The organism is Halpernia humi (assembly GCF_900108025.1).
GTDB classification, from domain to species: Bacteria; Bacteroidota; Bacteroidia; order Flavobacteriales; family Weeksellaceae; genus Halpernia; species Halpernia humi.
Window position 1 is genome coordinate 104,771 of sequence record NZ_FNUS01000008.1, and the last position, 23,150, is coordinate 127,920.

Annotated in this window: 17 protein-coding genes; all 17 read left to right on the forward strand. The window is 32.2% G+C overall.

Annotated elements, in window-relative coordinates; translation table 11 throughout:
• Positions 1–2 precede the first annotated feature (2 nt).
• From C4S29_RS14135 to C4S29_RS14215, 17 genes are read left to right on the forward strand one after another with little or no spacing between them, the layout of a single operon-like run.
• The gene (locus tag C4S29_RS14135) at positions 3–713 is read left to right on the forward strand and encodes a Pvc16 family protein (RefSeq protein WP_103914758.1); all 711 of its coding nucleotides are present in this window, start codon (positions 3–5) and stop codon (positions 711–713) included.
• A 21-nt stretch (positions 714–734) separates the two neighbouring features.
• Positions 735–2,642 (forward strand): phage tail sheath C-terminal domain-containing protein, encoded by a 1,908-nt coding sequence (locus C4S29_RS14140; RefSeq protein ID WP_103914759.1) that lies wholly within the window; start codon positions 735–737, stop codon positions 2,640–2,642.
• 33 nt (positions 2,643–2,675) lie between these two features.
• Complete coding sequence (locus C4S29_RS14145) at positions 2,676–3,113, forward strand: phage tail protein (RefSeq protein WP_103914760.1); 438 nt, start codon at positions 2,676–2,678, stop codon at positions 3,111–3,113.
• A gap of 8 nt (positions 3,114–3,121) precedes the next feature.
• Positions 3,122–3,580, forward strand: a complete 459-nt coding sequence (locus C4S29_RS14150; protein ID WP_103914761.1) for a phage tail protein — start codon at positions 3,122–3,124, stop codon at positions 3,578–3,580.
• 7 nt (positions 3,581–3,587) lie between these two features.
• Positions 3,588–3,767, forward strand: a complete 180-nt coding sequence (locus C4S29_RS14155) for a DUF5908 family protein (protein ID WP_103914762.1) — start codon at positions 3,588–3,590, stop codon at positions 3,765–3,767.
• Positions 3,764–4,528 (forward strand): CIS tube protein, encoded by a 765-nt coding sequence (locus C4S29_RS14160; RefSeq protein WP_103914763.1) that lies wholly within the window; start codon positions 3,764–3,766, stop codon positions 4,526–4,528. Before C4S29_RS14155 ends, C4S29_RS14160 begins: the two co-directional genes overlap by 4 nt.
• 6 nt (positions 4,529–4,534) lie before the next feature.
• A complete protein-coding gene (locus C4S29_RS14165; protein ID WP_103914764.1) occupies positions 4,535–6,208 on the forward strand; it encodes a phage baseplate assembly protein V in 1,674 nt (557 codons plus the stop codon).
• Position 6,209: 1 nt separating this feature from the next.
• A complete protein-coding gene (locus C4S29_RS14170; RefSeq protein WP_103914765.1) occupies positions 6,210–6,500 on the forward strand; it encodes a PAAR domain-containing protein in 291 nt (96 codons plus the stop codon).
• A 14-nt stretch (positions 6,501–6,514) separates the two neighbouring features.
• Positions 6,515–6,931 (forward strand): GPW/gp25 family protein, encoded by a 417-nt coding sequence (locus C4S29_RS14175; protein WP_103914766.1) that lies wholly within the window; start codon positions 6,515–6,517, stop codon positions 6,929–6,931.
• A gap of 3 nt (positions 6,932–6,934) precedes the next feature.
• Entirely contained in the window at positions 6,935–10,099 is a 3,165-nt protein-coding gene (locus C4S29_RS14180) for a baseplate J/gp47 family protein (protein ID WP_103914767.1), read from the forward strand.
• Between the two features lie 6 nt (positions 10,100–10,105).
• Positions 10,106–13,126, forward strand: coding sequence for a hypothetical protein (locus C4S29_RS14185; RefSeq protein ID WP_103914768.1), 3,021 nt, complete (start codon positions 10,106–10,108; stop codon positions 13,124–13,126).
• A 9-nt stretch (positions 13,127–13,135) separates the two neighbouring features.
• Positions 13,136–15,631: a hypothetical protein gene (locus C4S29_RS14190; RefSeq protein WP_103914769.1), complete on the forward strand. Its 2,496-nt coding sequence runs from the start codon at positions 13,136–13,138 to the stop codon at positions 15,629–15,631.
• Positions 15,632–15,653: 22 nt separating this feature from the next.
• A complete protein-coding gene (locus tag C4S29_RS14195) occupies positions 15,654–16,208 on the forward strand; it encodes a hypothetical protein (protein ID WP_103914770.1) in 555 nt (184 codons plus the stop codon).
• Positions 16,209–16,214: 6 nt separating this feature from the next.
• Complete coding sequence (locus C4S29_RS14200; protein WP_103914771.1) at positions 16,215–17,669, forward strand: contractile injection system tape measure protein; 1,455 nt, start codon at positions 16,215–16,217, stop codon at positions 17,667–17,669.
• A 42-nt stretch (positions 17,670–17,711) separates the two neighbouring features.
• Positions 17,712–20,936 (forward strand): hypothetical protein, encoded by a 3,225-nt coding sequence (locus tag C4S29_RS14205; RefSeq protein ID WP_103914772.1) that lies wholly within the window; start codon positions 17,712–17,714, stop codon positions 20,934–20,936.
• Between the two features lie 6 nt (positions 20,937–20,942).
• Positions 20,943–21,554 (forward strand): hypothetical protein, encoded by a 612-nt coding sequence (locus tag C4S29_RS14210; protein WP_103914773.1) that lies wholly within the window; start codon positions 20,943–20,945, stop codon positions 21,552–21,554.
• Positions 21,555–21,575: 21 nt separating this feature from the next.
• On the forward strand, positions 21,576–22,847 hold the full coding sequence (locus tag C4S29_RS14215; protein ID WP_103914774.1) for an ATP-binding protein: 1,272 nt from the start codon (positions 21,576–21,578) through the stop codon (positions 22,845–22,847).
• Positions 22,848–23,150 lie beyond the last annotated feature (303 nt).

The window sequence follows — 23,150 nt, forward strand, 5'->3', positions numbered from 1 at the left end:
TTATGGATTTAGGTGTAATCTTAGATAGATTTTCAAAATTAATTGATCCCAACAACTCGAGTTTTATAAATCTTGTAAACATTGCAACGCTAAGTGATGGTGACGAGTTTTTGGAGCAGAAATCGAGTATTACAATGTCTGTTGTAAATATTCAGGAAGATAAAACCATGAAAAACCAACCTGTTTTTCAAAGAAATATAATAGATAATAATTTTAATCGCTTTGCACATCCTACGAAATATTTGGTTGTTTCTATCCTTTTTGCTTCATATAATATCGATCCACTAAAATATTTAGATGGACTTGGAAAGTTGCAAACCGTGATCGATTTTTTTCAGCAAAACAATTTATTTTTTTACAAAATATCGGCGCCAAATAAAAATGAAGTGCTCACTTCTGCGCAATATAGTTTGAAAACAGAAAATGAAAAAGATAAATATTCTAAGTTCACCGTCTTGTCGGTAGATTTAAGTTTAGAACAAACCAACCAAATGTGGTCTTATTTGGGTTCCAAATATATGCCTTCAGTTTTATACGAAATGCGAGTTCTTCCAGTGCAGCAAGATACTGTGCAAGTTGTGAAAAGCATAGAAGAAATAAAAATTAAACTTTGGGAAAACGATAAAAAAGATGCCGCAGGTTTGCTAGAAAGTTCCCAAAATTTAAAATTTGGAAAGGACGAAAATGGTAAAATAATAGAAAAATTTGAGTAATAACTTTAAAATAAAAACATCATGAATTTAAGTTCAATTAAAACGCCTGGAGTTTACATCAATGAGATTGATGCTTTTCCTCCGTCAGTCGCGCAAGTAGCCACTGCGATACCAGCATTTGTAGGTTATACAGAAAAAGGACCGCCAGAACCTACAAGAATTTCTTCATTTATGGAATTTTCGCAAGTTTTTGGCGGCGCACCAGTTCCGGCATCAGTTTCAGTGGAATTAGATGTTAATCTGATGCCAACAGATAATTGCGCCGTTACTGAAAGCAATTATAAATTATACAACAGTATGCGGCTATTTTATAATAATGGCGGTGGCGTTTGCTACATCGTTTCTATCGGAAATTATAAAACAGCAATCACAAGCGATTCTGCCTTTACCGATGGTTTAGATTTATTGAAGAAATTCGATGAGCCTACATTGCTTTTATTTCCAGACGCTGTTAATTTAGACGCTATAAAATTAGGTTTGGTGCAGCAAAACGCTTTAACACAATGTGGCGATTTGATGGATCGCTTTACAATTATGGATGTAAAACAAGATGCAGGATTAATCACAGATTCTAAAAATTTCCGAGATGGAACTGGCAATCAAAACCTGAAATACGGATCTGCATATTACCCTTATTTGCAATGTGCGTTTCCTTATGTTTACAGATTTAATGACATCAACGGAACTGCTTCAGGGAAAGTTGATTTCAAAACCATTTATTCATCAGACACAAAAATAAAACCACTTATAGAAAGTTTCGCCACACTTACCACTGATATTGGCGATGAAACTTCTGGTTTAATAAAAAATTGGAACGATGCCAAAACAGCAAATTTAGCGGTAAATCCAGTTGCCAATAAAACTGATTTTGGAAACTATGCCACCAATATTTGGAATCTTTTATCCGTCTTTAAAGCACCAAGTGCGTTAACAAATGCAGGTTTAACAACTTATTTGAATAACATTATTGCAATTTCTTTGCAAGGAATTGCCCAAAAAGTGCTAGATATTGAAGCAAAATATGCAAGTTTAACCGGCATCACTTATACTGCAAAATACATTGCTTTAAGTCCAGATTTTGATGCCGTTCCGTGGCGCAAAAATGTGGCTTTTGCACCTTCAGTACCGAATTTGTACGATAAATTACTGACTTCAAATCCAGATGGCCCAGATAATGCCGCAGATTATACTAAAATAAAAGCACAGTTAGATAAACTTTATACAGCAGTTGTTGCAAGTTTGAAAAATTTAATTGTTGCTATTAATAGTTACAAAAACGAGGAAGAAAATAATCTGGTTTCCAACATCCCGATTTGGTCTGGAATTGTTGCCAAACTTTCACAATCCATGAACACTGTTCCACCTTCTGGTGCAATGGCAGGGATTTACGCGCAAACAGATAGAAACCGTGGCGTTTGGAAATCTCCGGCAAACATCAGTATCAGCGGAGTTGTTGGTTTAACGGATGATATTAATGACGCCGATCAAATGGAAATGAACATCCACGAGACTGGGAAATCCATCAATGCTTTAAGAAAATTTACAGGGCAAGGATTTTTGGTGTGGGGCGGTAGAACTTTAGCAGGAAATTCTAACGATTGGCGCTATATCAACGTTCGCAGACTTGCAAATATGATTGAAGAATCTACAAAAAAAGCTTGTATGCAATTTGTATTCGAGCCAAATGCACCGCAAACTTGGGTAAACGTAAAAGGAATGATAGACAATTATCTCAACTCTCTTTGGAATGACGGCGCGTTGGTCGGTTCTAAAGCAAATGATGCCTTTTTTGTACAAATCGGGTTGGGACAAACCATGTCTGCTCAAGATATTTTAGAAGGAAGAATGATAGTGAAAATCGGTTATGCGCCTTCAAGACCAGCCGAATTCATCATCCTAGAATTCAAACAAATGCAACAACGTGCTTAAAAAAATATTAACAAAATTTAAAAATTAAACATCATGCCAAATACAGATTTTCCACTACCGAAGTTTCATTTTAGCGTTGCCTGGGGCGGAAGCAAAATAGCCTTCACAGAAGTTTCTGGCCTAAACAAAGAGATGGATGTGATAGAGCATCGCGTTGGATCTAGCCCAGAATTTTTTAAAAGAAAAATGCCCGGTTTGCAAAAACTCAGCAACATTACTTTAAAAAGAGGGGTTTTCATTAATGATAACGAATTCTTCGACTGGTACAACACTGTCGCTCTGAACACCGTAGAACGAAGAAATATTACCATTTCGCTTTTAGATGAAAACCATGAGCCAAAAGTGGTTTGGACGGTAAAAGACTGTTTCATTGTGTCATTAAAATGTACCGATATGAAATCAGACGTTAATGAAGCGGCGATCGACACGGTAGAAATTGCCAATCACGGTTTCAAAATTGAATATTTATAAACTAAAAAATGGCTAGTAATGATCCTATTGTAGGTTTTTATTTTTCTGTGGTGTTTGAATTACTACCGCAAACGCTTGTGGATACAAAGTTTCAAAGCGTAAATGGTTTAAAAGCAACAATCGAGACCGAACCCTACACAGAAGGCGGACAAAATAGATTTAAACATAATTTGCCGCTGCGAAGTGGCTATCAAGATTTGATTTTAAAAAGAGGTTTAACTTCAGAATTTTCCGCTCTTGCAATGTGGTGCAACCAAGCCATTGAAGATTTTGTTTTTTCGCCCGCCAATTTGGTTATTTCTTTATTAAATGAAAACGGGCTTCCTGTAAAGGTTTGGTACGTTTCGCACGCCATTCCTTTGAGTTATGAGTTCAGTGATTTTAATGCAGAAGAAAACAAAATCGTGATTGAAACCATTACATTGAAATATAATTTTTTCAAAGAATTACCAATCCCTGGTTTTTAAATTTAAAATGATGCCAATCGAAATAAAAGAACTTCGCATTAAAGTAAATGTAAGTGATGAAAATACAGACAATAATGCTTCTCATAAAAAAGTAGAGGCTATAAAATTGCAGCAACTGAAAGCTGAAATTGTGAACGAATGTGTGCAAAAAGTTTTAGAAAAAATTAAAGAAAAATCTGAAAGATGATACAATCTGCCCTTGGAATTATTGATAAAATGCGCATCGAAGTTTTCGATACGAAAGATTTAACAGTGCCGCCAAAAAAGACCATTTTCGTGCAGTTAAATCCCGAAAAATATACTATGAAACACAATGTGGTATTTTACGAAGGGCAAGCAATTGGCAGCACATCATCCGATTTGCAATTTAATAAAATAGAACCCGAAGAAGTATCTTTTGATTTTGTTTTCGATAGTTCTGGCGTAGTTCCACCGGGAAAAATTGTAGAAGGAGCCGCAGGTGTAGGTCTTTCTTTAAGTGATATTACAGATTCTATTTCTCCCACTTTCATTAATCCACTTGCAGAAGTAGAATCGGTAGAAAAACAAGTGGAAGATTTTAGAAAAGCAATAATGGAATACAATGGAGACCAACATCAAACGCCTTTTTTAAAATTACTTTGGGGCGGCTATAATCTAAGTTGCAGATTGAAAAGTATGGACATAGAATTTTCACTTTTCAGAAAAGACGGCCGACCAATTCGTGCAAAAGCAAAATGCACTTTTAAAGGAACTGTGGAATATAAACTAATGCTTGCAGAGCAAAATAACCAATCACCAGATCTTACACACGAAAGAATAATGACGATGAATGACAAAATTCCATTAGTAGCAGAATCCATTTACAATAATAAAGATTTTTATATAGACGTGGCAAAAACCAATAATTTGCTCAGTTTTAGAAATGTAACTGTCGGACAAAAAATAAATTTTCCGCCCATAAAATAAGATTTTATGCCACTAATAAATCCATATATCCCAAATGAATCACCTTTAAAACTAGAAATTTTAATTGATGGGCAAAACATGGGTCTAAGTAACTTTTTAAATGAGGCTTCCATAAATTTTGAATTAAATAAAATTCCGTTCGCTAAATTTACTTTTATTTCTACCCAAGAAACAACAGGCCAAGAAACAACAGCAATTGATTCTCTTACCAGAACCTCCGAAGATTCTCCCCGAAAAATAGAAGTAAAAGTGTCTTATAAAGATAATTCTGTAACTTTTTTTAAAGGTTTTATTAAATCTTTAGAAAATCAAAACGATAATAACCAGATTGTTGCAAAAATAGAATGCAAAGATGAAGGCTATATTTTAACAAAACCCATCAATGTAAATGAAAATAATACTGATACTTTTTCAGATAAATTAGAAAAATATGTTTCTGATGCCAATCTTCAATTAGATTCTATCTCACAATATTCGTTTTTAAATGAATTTATTACCCACAATTCGGCAACTGTTCCGTGGGATTATTTGGAAGGATATTTAGATTCAGTTGGTTTGATGACGGCTTTGCGCAATAGCGAATTTAAGTTAATAGACGTTACAAATCCTGAAACAGAAAAATTTGTCGCAGAAAATGGAACCAATATTTTCTCTTTTTCTGGTAAAAAAAATACAGAAATTATTAAATCTTCCGTAGTTATAGAAACTTGGGACGCAGATAACCAAGAAGTAAAAAGAGTAGAATCTACACAAGACGCTGAAAAAAATGAGCAAATCATAAAAAATGATCATAATTACGAAGAATCTACACTTCAAAGAATGGCCGATGCCATCAAAATTAAAAGCAATATCGCTTCAATGCACGGCAAAGTTTCTACATTCGGAAATTTAGAAGCTAAAGCCGGAGATTATATTGGGTTTAGCCACCTAAATAATGATGTGGACAATCAAAATTTCCTTATCACCGCAGAAGTTCACACCATAGAAAATGGCTCCTGGAAAACAGAATACACTTTCGGTTTAGAAACTGAAAAATCTTTCACCGAAAAAACTACGACTGGCGTAAATAATAGTCAAGCGCAAGTGGGCCAATCCAATTCCATCAATGGTTTGCAAATTGGGATTGTAACAGATATTGAAGATTCGGAAAATCAATTTAGAATAAAAGTAAGACTTCCACTTTTGGCGGAAAACGGAGAAGGCGTTTGGGCAAGATTGGCAACTTTAAATGCTTCAAAAGACATGGGAAGTTTTTTTATTCCAGATGTTGGAGATGAAGTGATCGTCGGTTGTTTGGGCAATAATCCAGATTCACCCATTATTTTGGGAAGTCTTTACAGCAGCAATAGAGCAATGCCTTTTACAATTGATAATGACAATTTTTTTAAAGGATTTGTAACCAAAGAAGGCACAAAAATTTTAATGGATGATGATAATAAAAGCGTAGAAATCAGCACCAAAAAAGGAAATAAAATTACGATTAGTGACGATTTAAAAGGCGTTACCATAGAAGATGAAAATAGTAATAAAATAGTGTTAGACGATAACGGAATTTCAATAGAAAGTTGCAAAGATTTTAATGTAAAAGCAAACGGAAATGTTAAAATTGAAGGCGTACAAGTAAAAGTAGAATCACAAGCAATTATGGAATTAAAAGGATCATTAATTAAATTAAATTAAAATGGGAGCCGCAGCAAGAGCATCAGATATGCATGTTTGTCCCGCCGCATCGGGTTCTGTTCCACACGTTGGCGGTCCAATTTTGCCAGGAAGCAACTCCACGGTTTTAATAGAAAATTTACCAGCGGCAATTGTAGGAGATTCTTGCGTTTGCATCGGGCCGCCAGATTCTCTCGTCCAAGGTTCATCAACGGTTCTTATTGCAGGAAGTCCCGCCGTAAGAATGGGAGATTCCACAGCGCATGGCGGAACGGTTGTTCTTGGTAGTGCAACAGTTTTAATAGGAGGTTAAAAAAAATAAATATCATGGCAGAAAATTCATTTTTAGGTATTGGTTGGGCATTTCCACCCACATTTAGTAAAAGCGCGGGAACGGTTGAAACTGTTTCCCAGGAAATAGACATCCTTCAAAGTTTGCAAATTTTGCTTTCTACACAATTAAAAGAAAGAATTTTGCGCTCAGATTTTGGCTGCGATCTCACGCCTTTATTATATGAAAATATTACCGTAACACTCCTCACAAAAATGAAAGATATTATTAAAACGGCCATTTTATTATACGAACCTCGCATTAAATTAATAGATACAGATTTTACCCGAACTGATGAACTTTCAGGCTTAATAAACATTGAAATTATTTACCAAATCAACGCCACTAATTCTCGGAAAAATTATGTTTTTCCATACTATTTAGAAGAAGGCACTTTTGTAAATCAATCATAAAAAATGGGAAATTGTAACAACATATTATCAATACATAACGGAATGGGAACCACCCAAATCGACAGGTTTAATGCTGCTTTACAAACAAATTTTATTTTATTAGATGAAAGAAATGAAGAAGATTTCATTCTATTTGTGCAAAAATTATCGCATTACGTAAAATATTTTAATGGCTTTAATATTGAGGAAGGAAATTGGGCCAATTTTTACGAAAAAGAATCCACAGCAATTCTCATTTTAATCGCCAATTGGAATATAGATTTGGTTCAAAATTCCTTTGAAATCAAGAAAAACGAAATTTTATTAAACACAGACTTCGCTATTCAGCAAAATTTATTATTGGATTTTTTTAATGATCTTGAAAGTATTTTTAACCAATTATTAGGTAAAATCAATCTTTTAGATAACGATATTTCTGAAAAAGAAAATTTAACCGCTTCCTCTTACGCCATTTCAGAAAATTTCACACAGATAAAAAATCAAATCAATGCCTCTACAAATATTCCTTCTTTATTAAAACATTTTACCTTCTTGAAAGCCGCTCAACAATTGTTTGGTTTGCTTTTATCTTGGAAAAATTTTTCACAAATCGCCGTAGATTTTCAGTTAAATAATTACTCTAAACATTCACCGCATTATGCGCTTTTTCTTTCATTTTTAAAATTATTAAACTTTGCAAAAAATCAACTTAATGGCTTTACCAAGAAACATTTAGATTTTTATTATAAAGATATTTTGCACATAGAAAACCAAATTGCAAAGCCAGATTTCGCACATTTGGCAATTACACCTTACAAAAATTTACCTTTTTTAATTCCAAAAAACACCATTTTTCTTGGAGGTAAAAATTCCAGCGGACAAAAAAAATATTTTGCTTCTACTTCAGACCAAACCGTAAACGGCATTTCTTTAAACGCATTTTACAGCCAATCCAGAAACGGAGCGCAATATTTCAAAACAGAAAATTTGCTTCCTTTTAATGGTGTTAATAAAGGTTTTAATGTTTTCACTTCCACAGCAACGGAATTTCAGGAAGGGATTATGATTGCGAGTCCAATTTTGTATTTACAAAGCGGCGAAAGAACCATCAATATTAGATTTAATAGTAAAAATTATAGCGCAAAAGATTTCAGTTTTTATCTAACAGGTGAAAAAAAAGTGATTGAAATTTCTGGTAAAAATGAAGGCAATTTTATCGCGTTAAATATTCCCGCAACCGAGAAAAAAATAATTCCTTTTGATGAAAAACTGCATCCAGAATTTTTGGTTAAAACCAGTTTTCCTGTGTTGAAAATTATGCCAAAAAATAGAAGCATTATTTCTACTATCAATAAAATTGAACTCAATATTGAAGTCACAGATTTTAAATCTTTCATATTAGAATCAGATTTTGGCACCATAAATCCCGAAAAACCATTTTACCCTTTTGGCGAATTTCCCAAATCTGGAAACGGAATTACTTTAGAGTCTAATGAGTTTTTTATGAAAGAAAATGCAGTTGCAACTTTAAGTTTAATACCCGACGGAAAAGCGGCTAATTATTTCGACAATAATTGTGAAACTTTCTTTTTAAATGACGGCAAATTTGTTGCGTTTCCGCCAGTTTCAAAAGAATATTTAGAAAAACGTAATGGTTTTAATGAAACGAGAAAAACAGCAAAAGTAGATTCTATTTTTGATTCTCTGCCAAATAATTATCCGCTTTTAAATTTCAATTTTAAAGATATTGCAAACCCAGAAATCACTTCCAACGGAAAATTTCGGATAGAATTACAGAATTCTAGTTTTGAAAATGAAACTTTTTTGGAAACCTTCATTGCAGCAAGTAAAGATGGTTCTGCATTGCCTTACAAGCCAAAAATAAAAGAATTTACTTTTAATTATTCGGTTTCTGAAGTGATTGATTTTACTAAAAAATCAACTAAAAATAATTTGTTAGAACTTTTTCAGGTTTTTCCTTACGGTTTTTTAAAACTAGAAAACAAAGCATTACATTTTTCTAAAATGAATGATTTTGAAGGAGATATTTTTCTGGGTTTTGAAAACGCGACACCAAAAGATACGCTTACTTTTTTAATTCAATTGCAAGATGGAACGGCAAATCCGATGGTAGAATCTGCAAAAATTTCTTGGTATTATTTAAGTCAAAACAAATGGAATTCTTTAGAATCTGATGCTCTTGCAGACGAAACTTTTTCTTTCTCGCAATCGGGCTTGGTTGGAATTACAATTCCAGATTTTAATGCATCAAAAAATACCATTTTACCACCAAATTTATTTTGGGTAAAAATTTCTGTTTCAGATATTCAAGCGGTTTGCAATTTTCTTGGCGTTCATACACAGGCTTTAAAAGTGGTTTTAACAGATTTTGAAAATATCGGAACTGCATTTTTAGAAACCACGCCCAAAGAAACCATCAGCAAATTGTTCAGCAATATTATTGAAGTGAAAAAAGTATCGCAACCTTATGATTCTTTCGGCGGAAAATTGGCAGAAAAAGACGAAAATCTTTACCAAAGAAGCAGCGAAAGATTGCGCCACAAAGCCAGAGCAATTACTTCTTGGGATTATGAACGTATTATTTTGCAAGAATTTCCAGAAGTTTTTCGGGTAAAAACTTTGAATCATTATAGATATGACACAGAAATTAATAACAGTTCTGCGGGTTTTGTAACATTAATTCCGTTTGCAAAAACTTCAAACACAGAAAATGTGAGTTGGAAACCCATGTTGAGTTTGAATAAAATGACTTTAATTAAAAAATTTCTGTCGAAAATTACGTCTCCACACGTTCAGATTAATGTGAAACCACCGAAATTAGAGAAAGTTGTCGTTCAGTTTAACGTGAAATTTCGACCTGCAGAAAATATGGATACGCGACTTTACATTGCCGAATTAACGGATACCATTAACCGATATCTTTCTCCGTGGGCTTACGAAAATGATGAATTAAATTTTGCAAACAACATAGAATTTTCTTCCATCATACAATTAATTGATAATCTACCTTATGTAGATTATTTAACCGATTTTAAAATACTGCAATATTTATTAGATGAAAACAATAATACCGTTGGAAATGCGATTCAAAATTTAACGAAAATTACGCCGCAAACAGATTTCAGTTTGTTTATTCCGAATGAATCTTACCCAATAAAAGAAATTTAAAACAGAATGTCAACAAATTATTACATAGAAAAAGACAGAAAGTTGCCCGCTTCGCAAGATTACGAATTCTTGCTAAAAGAAGGGATGAAATATGTGGAAAAATTGGGTAACAAATTCTGGACAGATTACAATCCGCACGATCCAGGAATTAGTATTTTGGAAGTTTTAAGTTACGCCATAACAGAACTCGGCTATCGTGCAAATTTTGACATTAAAGATATTCTTGCAGTTAAAAATGGAGAGATAAAAAATAATACTTTTTTTACCGCTGCTAATATTTTTACCAACGCGGCTTTAACGGAAATAGATTACAGAAAATTATTAATAGACACAGAAGGCGTTGCAAATGCGTGGTTTTTGCCCGTAAAAAATGAGATAAAAAACGGTTATTTTCTGCCAAATGATGGCGAAACAGAAATTTTTATTAACAAACTCGAAGACAAATTAAGCCTAAAAAATACAGATAAACATTCAAAACTTTTAGAAAAATTGTCTCTGCGAGGTTTGAATAAAGTGAAAATAGAATTAGATGAAGATCCTGTTTTAGGCGACTTGAATTCAATGCTGTTCAGTTTTTCTTTTTGGAAAAATAACCGCTGGGTAAACGTAGAAATTATTCCGCATTTTACCAATTGGAACGATCCAGATGTAAGGCTTTTTAAATTGATGAATAAGCCAACTAAAATCACAATTGATAGCATTAAAAAAATGGATGATTTGGTTTTTATGGAGGTGAAAAGAGCCTCGAAACCTGCAGATTCTTTGCGTTTTAGAATTTTTTCTGAAGATATTTCGGAGTTGGATTTGGTCTTAAATCATTTTAATAATGAAAAAAATATTTGCGAATTTATTTCTTTATTCGAGCAGAAAAGAGCAAAGATCATCGAAACATTTTCTAAAATAAATATAAAACTTCACCAAAACAGAAACCTTACCGAAGATTTTCTTTGCACAGAAATTGTGGAAAAAATAGACATCGGAATTTGCGCCGATATTGAGTTGGAAACTGGCGTCGATTTAGTAGAAGTTGTAAGCCAAATTCAAATTGCAATTGATAAAGTAATTAATCCAAAAATTTATTTTTATACACTCACTCAATTGGTAAATGATGGTTTTCATTCTGAAGATATATTTTTAGGACCAAAATTAACGTATGGTTTTTTGAAAGATGAAGAAATAGAAAACGCACAATTACCTACAGAAATTCACGCTTCGGATATTATTGCCGTTTTAATGGAAATAAATGGAGTGAAATCCGTCAAAAATTTCATGATGACGGCTTTCAACATTTTAGGAAAACCCTTTCCAAATGCGATGAACAAAAGTTGGGTTCTAAAACTTCCCGGTGATTTTAAACCTGTTTTTAATGCTAAAATTTCGAAATTATTATTGTTTCAAAAAAATATTCCTTTTTTACTTTCAGAAAATCAACAAATGTTGGTGAATCAAAAAGTGATTTTATACAAAACCCAATTCAATCAAAAAAAATTAAAAGATGCCAATTTTGATTTTGAAATCCCTACCGGAAATTATTTTGAACTCGATCAATATTACAGTATTCAAGATGATTTCCCGCGAAATTACGGCTTGGGAAAAAATTATATTTCAGAAAAAGAAAGCGATTTAAGAAAAGCGCAAGTGAAACAATTAAAAGGCTACTTGTATTTTTATGAGCAAATTTTAGCCGACTTTTTTGCGCAATTATACAATGCAAAAGATATTTTTGACACCAAAACAATTGGCAAAACTTACTTCTCTAAATACTTAGAAAAAAATGATTTATCTGGCGAAGATTTTTATTCTAAAGAATTGTATAACAGTAATTTGCAAACGGTTTTGCTAAACGGTGAAACGCCAGGTAATGTAAATTTATACGAAACAAAAGATGCTTTTTTTAGCCGAAGAAATAAAATTTTAGACCATTTATTGGCGCGCTTTTCCGAGAGTTTTAATGATTACGTTTTTATGATGTACAGCGTTGCAAGCGACACTTCTGGGCTTGGTGAATTGAGTTTTGATAATGAAGATTTGATACAAGACAAACAAAATTTTTTAAATATTTACCCAGAAATTAGCAGCAATCGTGGTTTGGGAATAGACTATATCAACGCAAAAATTGTTGAAGATTCATTACACTTAAATCCGTTTTGGAACAGCACTCTTCGCGGTGGTTATGAGAAACGAGTGGCAAAATTATTAGGAATTAATGAAATTTCTTTGCGCAACATTGTTACAGAAAATTTACCAGCACAAACGCAGTGGACAGTGGAAACTACGCCAGAACATTTTGTGTTTAAAATTCTTTCGCCGAATGTCGATTTACAAGAAAAATGGGATTGGGCGCAGTTGCATTTTTTAGATCAAAATTTATATAAAATTGATAATTATGGTCCTAATTTCTATCTCTATTTGGTGAAAATTAATAAGAAAATTGCAAAATTAGACAAGAAATTTAGCAGTGAAATAGAGGCTTTTGCATATTTAACTAAAATGATAAAAGTACTCAATATTTATTATGAGAATTTTTACTGTTTAGAGCATATTTTACTTCGTCCTTTTAATAATAAATCTTTTAAAGACGAAGATTTACTAACGGTTTGCCTGCAAGATGATTGCGATGACGAAGCCGGAAACGACCCGTATTCTTTTAAAGCCACATTGGTTTTGCCAGGTTATCTTTCTCGATTCAAAAGTTTGGTTTTTAGAAAATATGCCGAAAAAGTCTTTCGCCAAGAAGCACCTGCGCACGTACTTTTGAAAATTTGCTGGGTGAATATTTCAGATATGCTCAAATTTCAAAAAGCATATAGAAATTGGATGGAAAATTACAGAGAATATCGCCTCAAATTTTGCAAAAATAGGCTCTCTGCACAAGATGAAATTAATTATGAAAAGACACTGAATAATCTGGCAAAAGCAATAAAGGAACTGAACACCATTTACCCAGTCGGAAATCTATACAATTGCCAAATTAGCGAAACTAGTAATCCGCTAATTTTAGGAAACTCAATTTTAGGAACTTTATAAATATAAAAAATGAAAGCATATATCAACTCTAATCTTCCAGTTTTTGAAGCCGATCAGGTTTTAAGTGAAAAAGATCTGAATTCTATTATAAGCCATTTGGAAGAGCAAGACAGAATAACCAGAAAAAATCTAATTGGCATTGGTATTTCTTGCGGTTTGGATCTCGATTTTAGTGCCGGAAATTCGGTGAAAATTGCTTGCGGAACGGCGGTAACTTCTTTAGGTTTTCAAATAAATTGGGCGGAAACAACGCTTCAAAATTACCACAATATTCAAATATCGGATCAGTTTCTGAAACCAGATTTCATAAAAGAACCATTTTTAGATGTTATTTTTAATTTTACTGAACCCTATAATTCCATAAAAAATTGTGTAGAATTGCTTCCAAAAAATTCTGGTCAAGAAGATGAAAAACCAATACCAGCAGGTTTTTTTGATAATAAAGTAGTCATGCTTTTATTAGAAATAGATTTAATTGATGAAAAAAATTGTGTTACTACCAATTGCGACGATAAAGGGAAAAGATTAGATTTTATTGTGAGACCTTTGTTGCTTCCCATTAATGAAGTTAGGAGTGTTTTATTGCAAGAATATCCCGCTCTCAAATACCATGAAAAAATCGCTTTTCCACGATATAATGTGCCATTTGCAAGCAATCTTACTACGCCAGTTTTGGTTTTAGATGGTTTTAGAAAAGTGTATGACGATGTTTTTATTTCTGATGTTTCGGCTAAAATTTCAACATTATATGATGATTTTAAAAGCAGTTTGCGTACCGCCGATTTACCAATTTTACAATCCGTAAAATCTAAAATAAACGCAAGTGTAAATACTTATAAATCAGGAATTAACATTCAGTATCTTTGGGATTGGATTTCAGATATTGTGGAAGCTTACAATGAAATTGTAGATTTTAAAGAATTGAATCCTGCGCTTTGTTGCGTAGATGAAAGTTTGTTTCCTTTCCACGTGGTTTTAGGAGGAAATTCAGATTTCGAAAATACTTATAGAACGCCTTTTTTTAAAACTGCAAATGCAAATAATAAAAATAAAAGAAAATTAAAAAAACTAACGGTTCTTTTTGAAAAATTAGCGCTAATTATTTCTTCATTTCAAGTTTTAAAAACAGATGAAATAAAAATAACACCTTCAAAATATGGCAGTTACGCCCTTTCTAAGAAAGCAATTCCTTTTTATTACAGTTCTGTTTTAGATTTGAATAAAAAATGGAATCCAGATTTAACGGCGAAAAATCAAAACGATTCTATCTTGTCTTACTTTTCAGATATTTCTGGATATTCGGATCAAAAATCTGTTAAAAATCCTTTAGAATTTAATATCGAACCTTACAATTTTTTCAGAATTGAAGGGCATCTCGGCTTAAATTATAAATCTGCAATAGAAGAAATTACTTTAATAAGAGACAGCAATAATTTGCCTTTTAAAATTACAGCGTTGAACGCCGCAGATTTTTTTAACCAAGAAGTTGATATTTCCAATTTCGACGGAAGATGGGACGATCTGGAAACCGATTACGATTTGGCAAGAAAAAGAGTTTTTAATATCACAGAATTTGTGATTAACTGGATGGAAACTAAAAAAGTGCAACTAAACGCCGCAGGACTTATTGCTAGTGGAAGTATCGATAATTTTAAAAATATTTTGTCGCAAATAAAAGGTCTCTTAACTGAAGATTTGATGGCATTTTTGCCTAATTGTAAAAGTTTTAATGAAATATTTAAGCAACTTAATTTGGTTTTTATTTACCACAGAAATTGCATACAAGCGCTTCATCCCACTTTGTCTTCAATCGCCGAAGATTTAATAGATTATTTAGATAATATTAATGAATTATTTCTAGATGATCCATTCACCGTTATTTTCGATGAAGCCATGCTAAGATGGCAGAATATTTACAAAGATTTATTTTTCTCCACATTTGTAAAAAAACATCCAGGTTTAGATCACAAAGCTGGTGTTATAAAAGGTGGCACTTTTGTTTTGGTTTATACAGATTCTTCTATTTTTAAAAATGCTGCGCCGCCGCTCACACATCAATCGATTCTTACAGCTATAACTGCGTATAAAGATAATATTCCCATTGAGGCTTCAGTAAAAGAAGATTTAGCAAAAACTGTAAAGTTAAGTGATTATAAATCTCATGTACTAAAAAAAACCAATACCGAAGTTTTAGAAAAAGCAAAAGCTGAAACCGAAAGTATAAAAAATTCTTTGATCGATGTTGCAACCGCAAATTTAGGGGAGCAATATTCGCCTGCAATCCGACAATATATTTTGGGAAATATAAAAGCGGGTTTGCAATATGAATTCCACAAAATCCCGCAAAATAATATCCCAGAACAAACAATTATTGCAGATTTTTTCTTGCCTTATACTTGCTGCAGCGAAGGAACAACTTTAGAAGTGAAGTTTGAAACTAAAGAAACTTCAATTGGTGATTTTAATCCGGAAGACTTTAATCCGGAAGATTTTAATACTAAATAACAACCTCAAAAAAAATAGAATTATGGCAACCAAAGCAGACATTATAACAAACATAGATGCGAAAATAATTTCTAAAGGAAATATTTTAGCAACAGACACCAACGCAATTTTAAAAGATATTTTAAATTGTGATGAATTAAATTCCGGCAATACAAATTCATTAGAAACTTTTCAATATAATGGAGATTTAACAGATGCAAGTGGCGCAATCGTCTCGTACTCCATCCGAGGAATTACTGATTTATTTGCCAATATTACCTTGCAAATTGGCATAAAACAAACATTGCAAGGCAAATTATCTTTACTTGTGAATAACAGAGGTTTATTTAATTCTTTAAATTCTATTATTAAAAACAACGAAAATACAATAGATTTTTTGGTAAAAATTCGGAATAATAAATCGGCCGAAATTTATAGAAAATTAGAAATTCAACCAGCCAAAAAGTTTAGAATTGCCAATTTGAATTTTACGTTCAACGCGCGATCATTAATTATTTTAATAGAAAGCCAAGAATTAAATGACAATTTGTTTGCCGGAGATTCCATTTCCGCCTCTTTCGCCATTCACAATTCTTAAAATAAAATGCATTTAATTACAAAAAATACCATTGAGATAGATTGTAAATCTGCCCAGTTTGGGAAAGAAATGCAAAACGATTTGGGTTTTTTGTTAGAGAACAATTTTTATCCAAAACTAGAAAATCTCCTCAATTTATATGATGAAAAATATGAGATTTGGAAAATAGAATGTATCGACATTAATATTAGCGAAATAGAACATAAAAACTGGAAAGAAGTTCTTATTAAAGAAAGTTTGCTACAAATTGAAAATTATTTAATTGAAAATAAACCTTTAATTAAATATAAAAACAACCACGTTTTAACGAATGAAAATCAAGATTTGAATGCGGTAATTTCGATGCAAGAAAATGCCAGATTTTTATTTTTGAACTATTTAAAAAATGGGATTTTAGAAGAAAATACGATTTCGAAAAATATAGACGAAATTGTAAAACAAATTCAGTTTAGTGAAGATTTTGTTATAGAACTCATTAAACTTTTTCATCAAAACAATGCTTGTGTTTTGCGATTTATTTTTAATGCGCCAAAATATTTAAAAGAAGAAATTTATTTATTATTACATTTTACAAAAGAGAAAGATTTTTTATTTGATTTTTTTAAAGACAAAAAGAGAGATGCCCCCAAACTGCAAGAATTTTTGCACAAATTTCAAAATAAAGAGCAAGGCAATTTTTGGTTTGAATTTCTAGAATGGATGGTTTTGCTTTTGGTAAAAAGTGATTCTTACCAAACTTATATCAATCAGTTTTTAGCAGAATCTAAAAGATATTGGGGGATTTCAGAAGTAGATATAAAGGCGGTTTTCAAGTATTTTATTCAATTGAAAAATTATTTTGAAGCCGAATATTTGCAATTCTTTTATATTATTTTAGACCATTCAGAAATCGAAACATTGGATACCAAAACTGAAGTAATTCTAACAAAAACACTTGTGGAAAAAACGAGTTTTCAAAAAGCACTTTTTATAGAAAATGCGGGTTTGGTGATCTTGCATCCTTTTCTAAAGGCATTATTCGAAAAATTAAATCTATCTAAAAATGAGATTTGGAGAAACGAGATAAGCCAACAAAAAGCCATATTACTAAGCCAATATTTGGTTACAGGAAAAGAAGAAACCCAGGAAAGTGATCTTTTGCTAAATAAAATTCTCTGTGGTTTCGACCTTAATAAAGTGATTAACACAAAATTAAAAATTACAAAAACGGAAAAAGAAAGTTGCAACAATCTATTAGAAGCCGTTCTAGAACATTGGACGGCGATGAGCAAATCTTCCACAGTTGCGCTGCAACAAACTTTTTTGCAAAGAAAAGCCAAGTTAGAAGAAACGCAAGACAGGCAATTTGAAATGTGGGTAGAAGAAAAAGGCTTTGATATTTTATTAAACCAACTTCCATGGGGAATCGGTATGATAAAAACACCTTGGATGGAAGAATTTTTATTTTGTAATTGGAATTAAAAAAAATTGCAAGAAAACAAGATATAGTAAATAGAATGAGCAATGAAAGCACAAGAAGTAAAATTGAAACCCAAAGCGAAAGCAAAAACTTCTTCTGTTGCCAAAAGTAACCCAGGCTTGCTTTTGGTAAACTTGTCTTATTCTCCTGCCACACAACTTGGTCTTAATTTTAATGCAGTACAAAATGAAAGTGCAACAATTTTAAATACACAAAAAACGGAAACATTAAGTAAAATTCCTAAAGTAGATGAAACTGAAGGAAGTGCTTATGGATTTTCCGAAAAAAAATTTTCAAAAAATATAAAAGGGAAAACAAACACCAAAACTAAAGCAACTCCGAAAAATAAAATTATTACAGGTTCTGTTAAAAACTCGGTCATAAAAGATCCAGCTATCCCAGAAAAGACACCTTTAAAAATCACAAACCATCCTTTTCAGTCTTTAGAAAAAGAAGCAAATATAGAACACGCCGCACAAAATGAATTAGATTCCATAAATCTTGATACTTCTTCTGTGCCAACAAAAATGGAAGTAGATCCAGAAGTTCAACTAACGGGCGAAGCAGATACCAAAAATTTGTCTAGTTTACAATCATCTGAAAATTTGTCGGTAAATATGAAGAAGCTTTCTGCCGTAATAGAAGTTTCTAAAGATTATGGTGAAAATAATATTTTAAAAAAACCAGATCATAAGATTTTAAGTTCAAAACATAAAATTAAATCTAGTAACGTAAAAGTAAAAACCATAAAAAGTTTTGGTGCAAAGGGTTTAGATGAAAATTTAATTAATTCAAATTTTGCGCCTATAATAGAATCAAAAATAGGTGAAGAAAGTAAGAAATATGAAATAGCCCAAGAAGAGCACGAAACAAAAGTGCTTGAAAAACAAACAGATACCGATGAAAAAATAGAGGTTGAAAAAAATAAATCTCAAAAAGCACAGATTAATTCTGCCAAAGAAACAAAAGAAAGTGTAAATAATGCTAGAGTAGAATGGAAAAATGGTTTAGAAAAAGTAGAAACAGATTTCCACACTAAATCTACACAAGAATCCGCAAAAACTCTTACAAAAATAAATGTAGAGAAATCCAAAGGTGAAAATGAAGCCCAAAAACATTTAGACGAAGCAAATAAAAAAGCAGAAGATTCTAAAAAAGCAGCGGATAAAGAAGCGGCAGAAGCAAAAGCCAAAAAGAAAAAAGAAAGTGGAGGTTTTTTCGGTTGGTTAAAAGACAAAGCTTCGGCACTCATAAATGCTTTGAAAAGAGCAATGAACTTTATCTATGATAATTTAAGAAAAGCGGTGAAGTTTATTTTTAATGCTGCAAAAAAACTTATAGTTGCTGCTTTAGAATTTGCAAGAAAATTAATTGTAGGTATAATTAAAGTATTTGGTGCAACACTTAAAGCGTTTGTTGATATTGCATTTGCTACTTTTCCTGCGTTAAGAGATAAAATAAAAGCAAAAATAGATTACGCAGTTGCATTTGCAGAAAAATATGTAAACAAAGCATTTGAATTATTCAAAAAAATTGTAACAGCAATAATAGATTTTCTTGCAGAAACTTTAGACAAACTCTTGGGACTAATTCAAAGTATTTATAACGGTATTCTTACTGTTGTGGGTATGATTATTAAAGGCGAAATAGGAGAATTATTAGAAAGACTTGGCCATCTGAAAGATGCAATATTTGCAATTTCCTTTAGCAGCATCAAACAAGGTGGAATGGAAGAATTATTGGGCGCCAATCTAGATGAACCGCTAAGTCCGGGAGAATTAATGGCGGCAATGCAAATGGGATTATTATCAGATAAAGGCGGATATTCTGAAGATGGCTTACCAAAAGCACCTTGGACTAATGCTAATGTTGGTGTAGATGCAGTAAGTTTTGAAGATTTATCGCCAGAAATGCAGGCAGAATTACGAAGAATGCAAACAGAGGGGAAAACCGAAGCAGCACTCGGCGAAAGAAATGATCCAAGTAGATCTATGGATGCTGTAATGAAAGAAGCAACCGGCTCTGAAACAACTCCACAAAACGCAACTCCCAGTAAAAAAATAGATGATGGTTTAACCCCAATGAAGCGCGCTGAAATAAAATGGGAAATGATGAAAGCGGGCATAAAAAAATGGTGGAATGCAAATTGGCCGTATGTTGTAGGTGGTATTATTGCCGCAATTGTAATTTTTGTTGCAGCTGAAGTTGCAACTGGAGGCGCAATAACGGCGGCTTTACCAGTGATCATGCCAATTTTAGAAGCTGTTTTTGTAGGCGTAATGATTGCACAATTTGGGGGCTATCTTGTGGATGGAATAAGCAAAGCGTGGGATGGCGATGTAAAAGGCGGTACCAAAGGATTTAGCAGAGGTTTAGGTGCAGCAGTTATAGAGCTTGCAATGTATCTCGGCTTTAAAGTAATAGAAGTCGGTGCAAAAGCAGTGATGAAAGTTGTAAAAGGCGGAATAAAACTAGTAAAAACCGCCGCAAAATCTGTCCTAAAATTTGCTAAATTTATTATTGAGAAAGGCAAAGTATTATTTAAAGGTATTGCAGGGAAAAATTTAGGCAAACTTTTTAAATCTTTGCGTAAATTAGGAGATGATATTTTGGAGCGAATGAGAATTAAGAAAGTAATTCTTAAAATCCAAGGAAAACGCTGGGAAATTTTAGCCGAAATAAATCCTCTCTTTGTTATTATGGCCGGTCCAATGCCGAATGAAGAAATAGGAGATCTACTAAAAGTTGATGCAAATGAAGCCAACAAAGTTCTAAAAAAAGGTGAAAAATATGTAGATGACCAAGGAAGAGAGTTATTAAAAATATCAAACCTTGATAAATTTGATAGAACACCAAATTATAGAGAAATATTTGATTTAACCCACGGCAACAAAGGCATATCGGATAAAGTAATACATCATTTAATAGAAAAAAATTCCAGATATGCGAAGTATTTTGAAAAAGAACTTGTAAACGCACCTAAAAGTTTAAGAGCAATTCCTAAAGGCGATATAAACTCCGTTCTTCACTTGTCAGACATTAGAAAAGGGTGGGATAAAATCTATTTACAGTTAGATGATTTAATATCAAAAGGATTGATTAATGAAGATGGCGTAAGAAACATTATAACAGATTTTGCAACAAAATCTGATGGCTTCATTGGTAAAAGTCTCACAAAAATTGTGAGTGAAGAAGCCAGATTAGGAAGGGCTTTAACAAAAGATGAAATTGCCGTTATCACAGATAGTTTTAAACATCTTTTAAATTAATTTAAAATGAAGCCAAAAATATATACTTTAAATTGTTCTAATGTTTTAGGATATTTGGGCGAAGAAACCTTTAAAGTTGCACAGCAAAAATGCAAACTTTGTAACAAAGAAATCCCAGAAGAAATAAAATTCGCTAATGTAGAATTGATAATCGAAAACTACAATGGAGAGGATATTTTTTGTCCGCAAGGTGCTTTAATTATTACAGAAAATTTTTATAAAGAACTGGTGGCGCAAGAATTAAAAGGTTTTGCACCAATAAAAGTGACTGTAAAAAAATCAGAATATTATAACGGAATAGAAGAATTGCCAAAATTTTATTGTTTAGGAATTCTAAATTCTAAAGTTTTAAATATTCCTATTGCTTATGATTATTCAGAAAGATGCAGTCTTTGCAAAAGTTATATTTTGCAGTTTAATGCAGATAAAATGAAAAATATGTACAGAGAAAATTCTGAAAACCAAATACATTTACAGGTTTATTTTGATTCTTGGGAACGCGAAGATATTTTTGGCTTTGTAGATCACCCAGAATTTGGCATTACTGAAAAATTTTTAAAAGTTTTAGAAAAATTCAATGCAAAAAACACCATAATTATTCCTGCCGAGTGGATATGAAATATAAAATAAATTAAAAAAATGCCCTTTAAAGTTTTAAAAAAATATATCATTTCACAGTTATCTGAAACGCCATCTGAAGAAGAATTCAATTTTAAAAATTCTTTTTCTGATGTTTTGATGAGAGAAACAACGCACACGGAGGCGGTAATTTTGTTGGTTGCGATGGTTCCTCACATTCTGCCCACTTTTTTTGATGAAATAATTGAAGAACTAAATTTTCAAAAGAAAGATTTTATTCAATTCGGCGGAACCAGAGAGGGAAATCATAAAGGCGTTATTCCTACGGGAGAAACCATACAATTTATTTTAGCAAAAGAAAATATAGATGATAGATTGCAATTGCAACAATTATTTTCCCCAGAACATTGGTTTTCCAAAGAAAATATTTTGTATTTAGATGAGGTAAAGATAGGTGAACCAGAAATGAGCGGCAGAATTATTCTTCCTTCAGAAACGGTGCATTTGCTTTGTTTCGGCGAAAAATTAAAACCAAAATTCAGCACAAATTTTCCGGCAAAAGAAGTGACTACTTTGATGGATTGGGAAGATTTGATTGTGAGTGAAATGCTTCATTCGCAAATCAACCAAATAAAACTTTGGCTAAAACACCATGAAACTTTACTGAAAGAGTGGGGAATTCAAAAACACATTTTGCCAGGATATAGAACTTTGTTTTATGGCCCTTCTGGAACGGGGAAAACGCTTACTGCAAGTTTAATTGGGAAAGAATTTAATCAGCCAGTTTACCGAATAGATTTATCACAAGTGGTTTCAAAATACATTGGCGAAACCGAAAAAAATTTAGAAAAAATATTTAATCTCGCAGAAAATAAAAACTGGATTTTGCTTTTTGACGAAGCCGATGCACTTTTTGGTAAAAGAACTTCCACAAAATCTTCCAACGACAGATATGCCAACCAAGAAGTGAGTTACCTTCTGCAGCGCGTTGAAAGTTTCAATGGTTTGGTGATTTTGACGACTAATTTTAAAAATAATATTGATGATGCTTTTTTACGCAGATTTAATTCTATCATTAAATTTTCTAAACCAAATATGGAAGAAAGGCTTGCGTTATGGCAAAAAATGATTTCAAAAAATGCAGAAGTGGATTGTAATTTATTGGAAGATTTGGCAGAAAAATATGATTTAACAGGCTCACAAATTGCGGGTGCAATAATGACAGCATCTATTTTGGCTATTGAAGAAAGAACGACAAATCTATCTCCCCAAAACTTGCTTTTCGGAATAAAAAGTGAGTTTAAAAAAACGGAAACGGCGTTTACAGAATAGCAACTATTTACTTTAAAATCTATATAAAAAGGCTTTACTTGATTATTTCTTAATTTGTAAACTTGGTAAAAATTGAAATAATCACAAGTACTTCTTATGCCAGAATCGACTTTTGCAAAGTTCTTTTTTCTAGCAATTCGTTGCTCTTAAGATTGTGAAATTTTAAGCCGATAAACAATTATTAAAAATTTAGAGCCTGTTTAAATTTATAATTTATTTTTACCATTAAGGAATTAAGCCATTTTCGCTTAAAAAACTTAATAAAAATCAATTTATTGATTGCTTAATCAGAATAAACTTAAC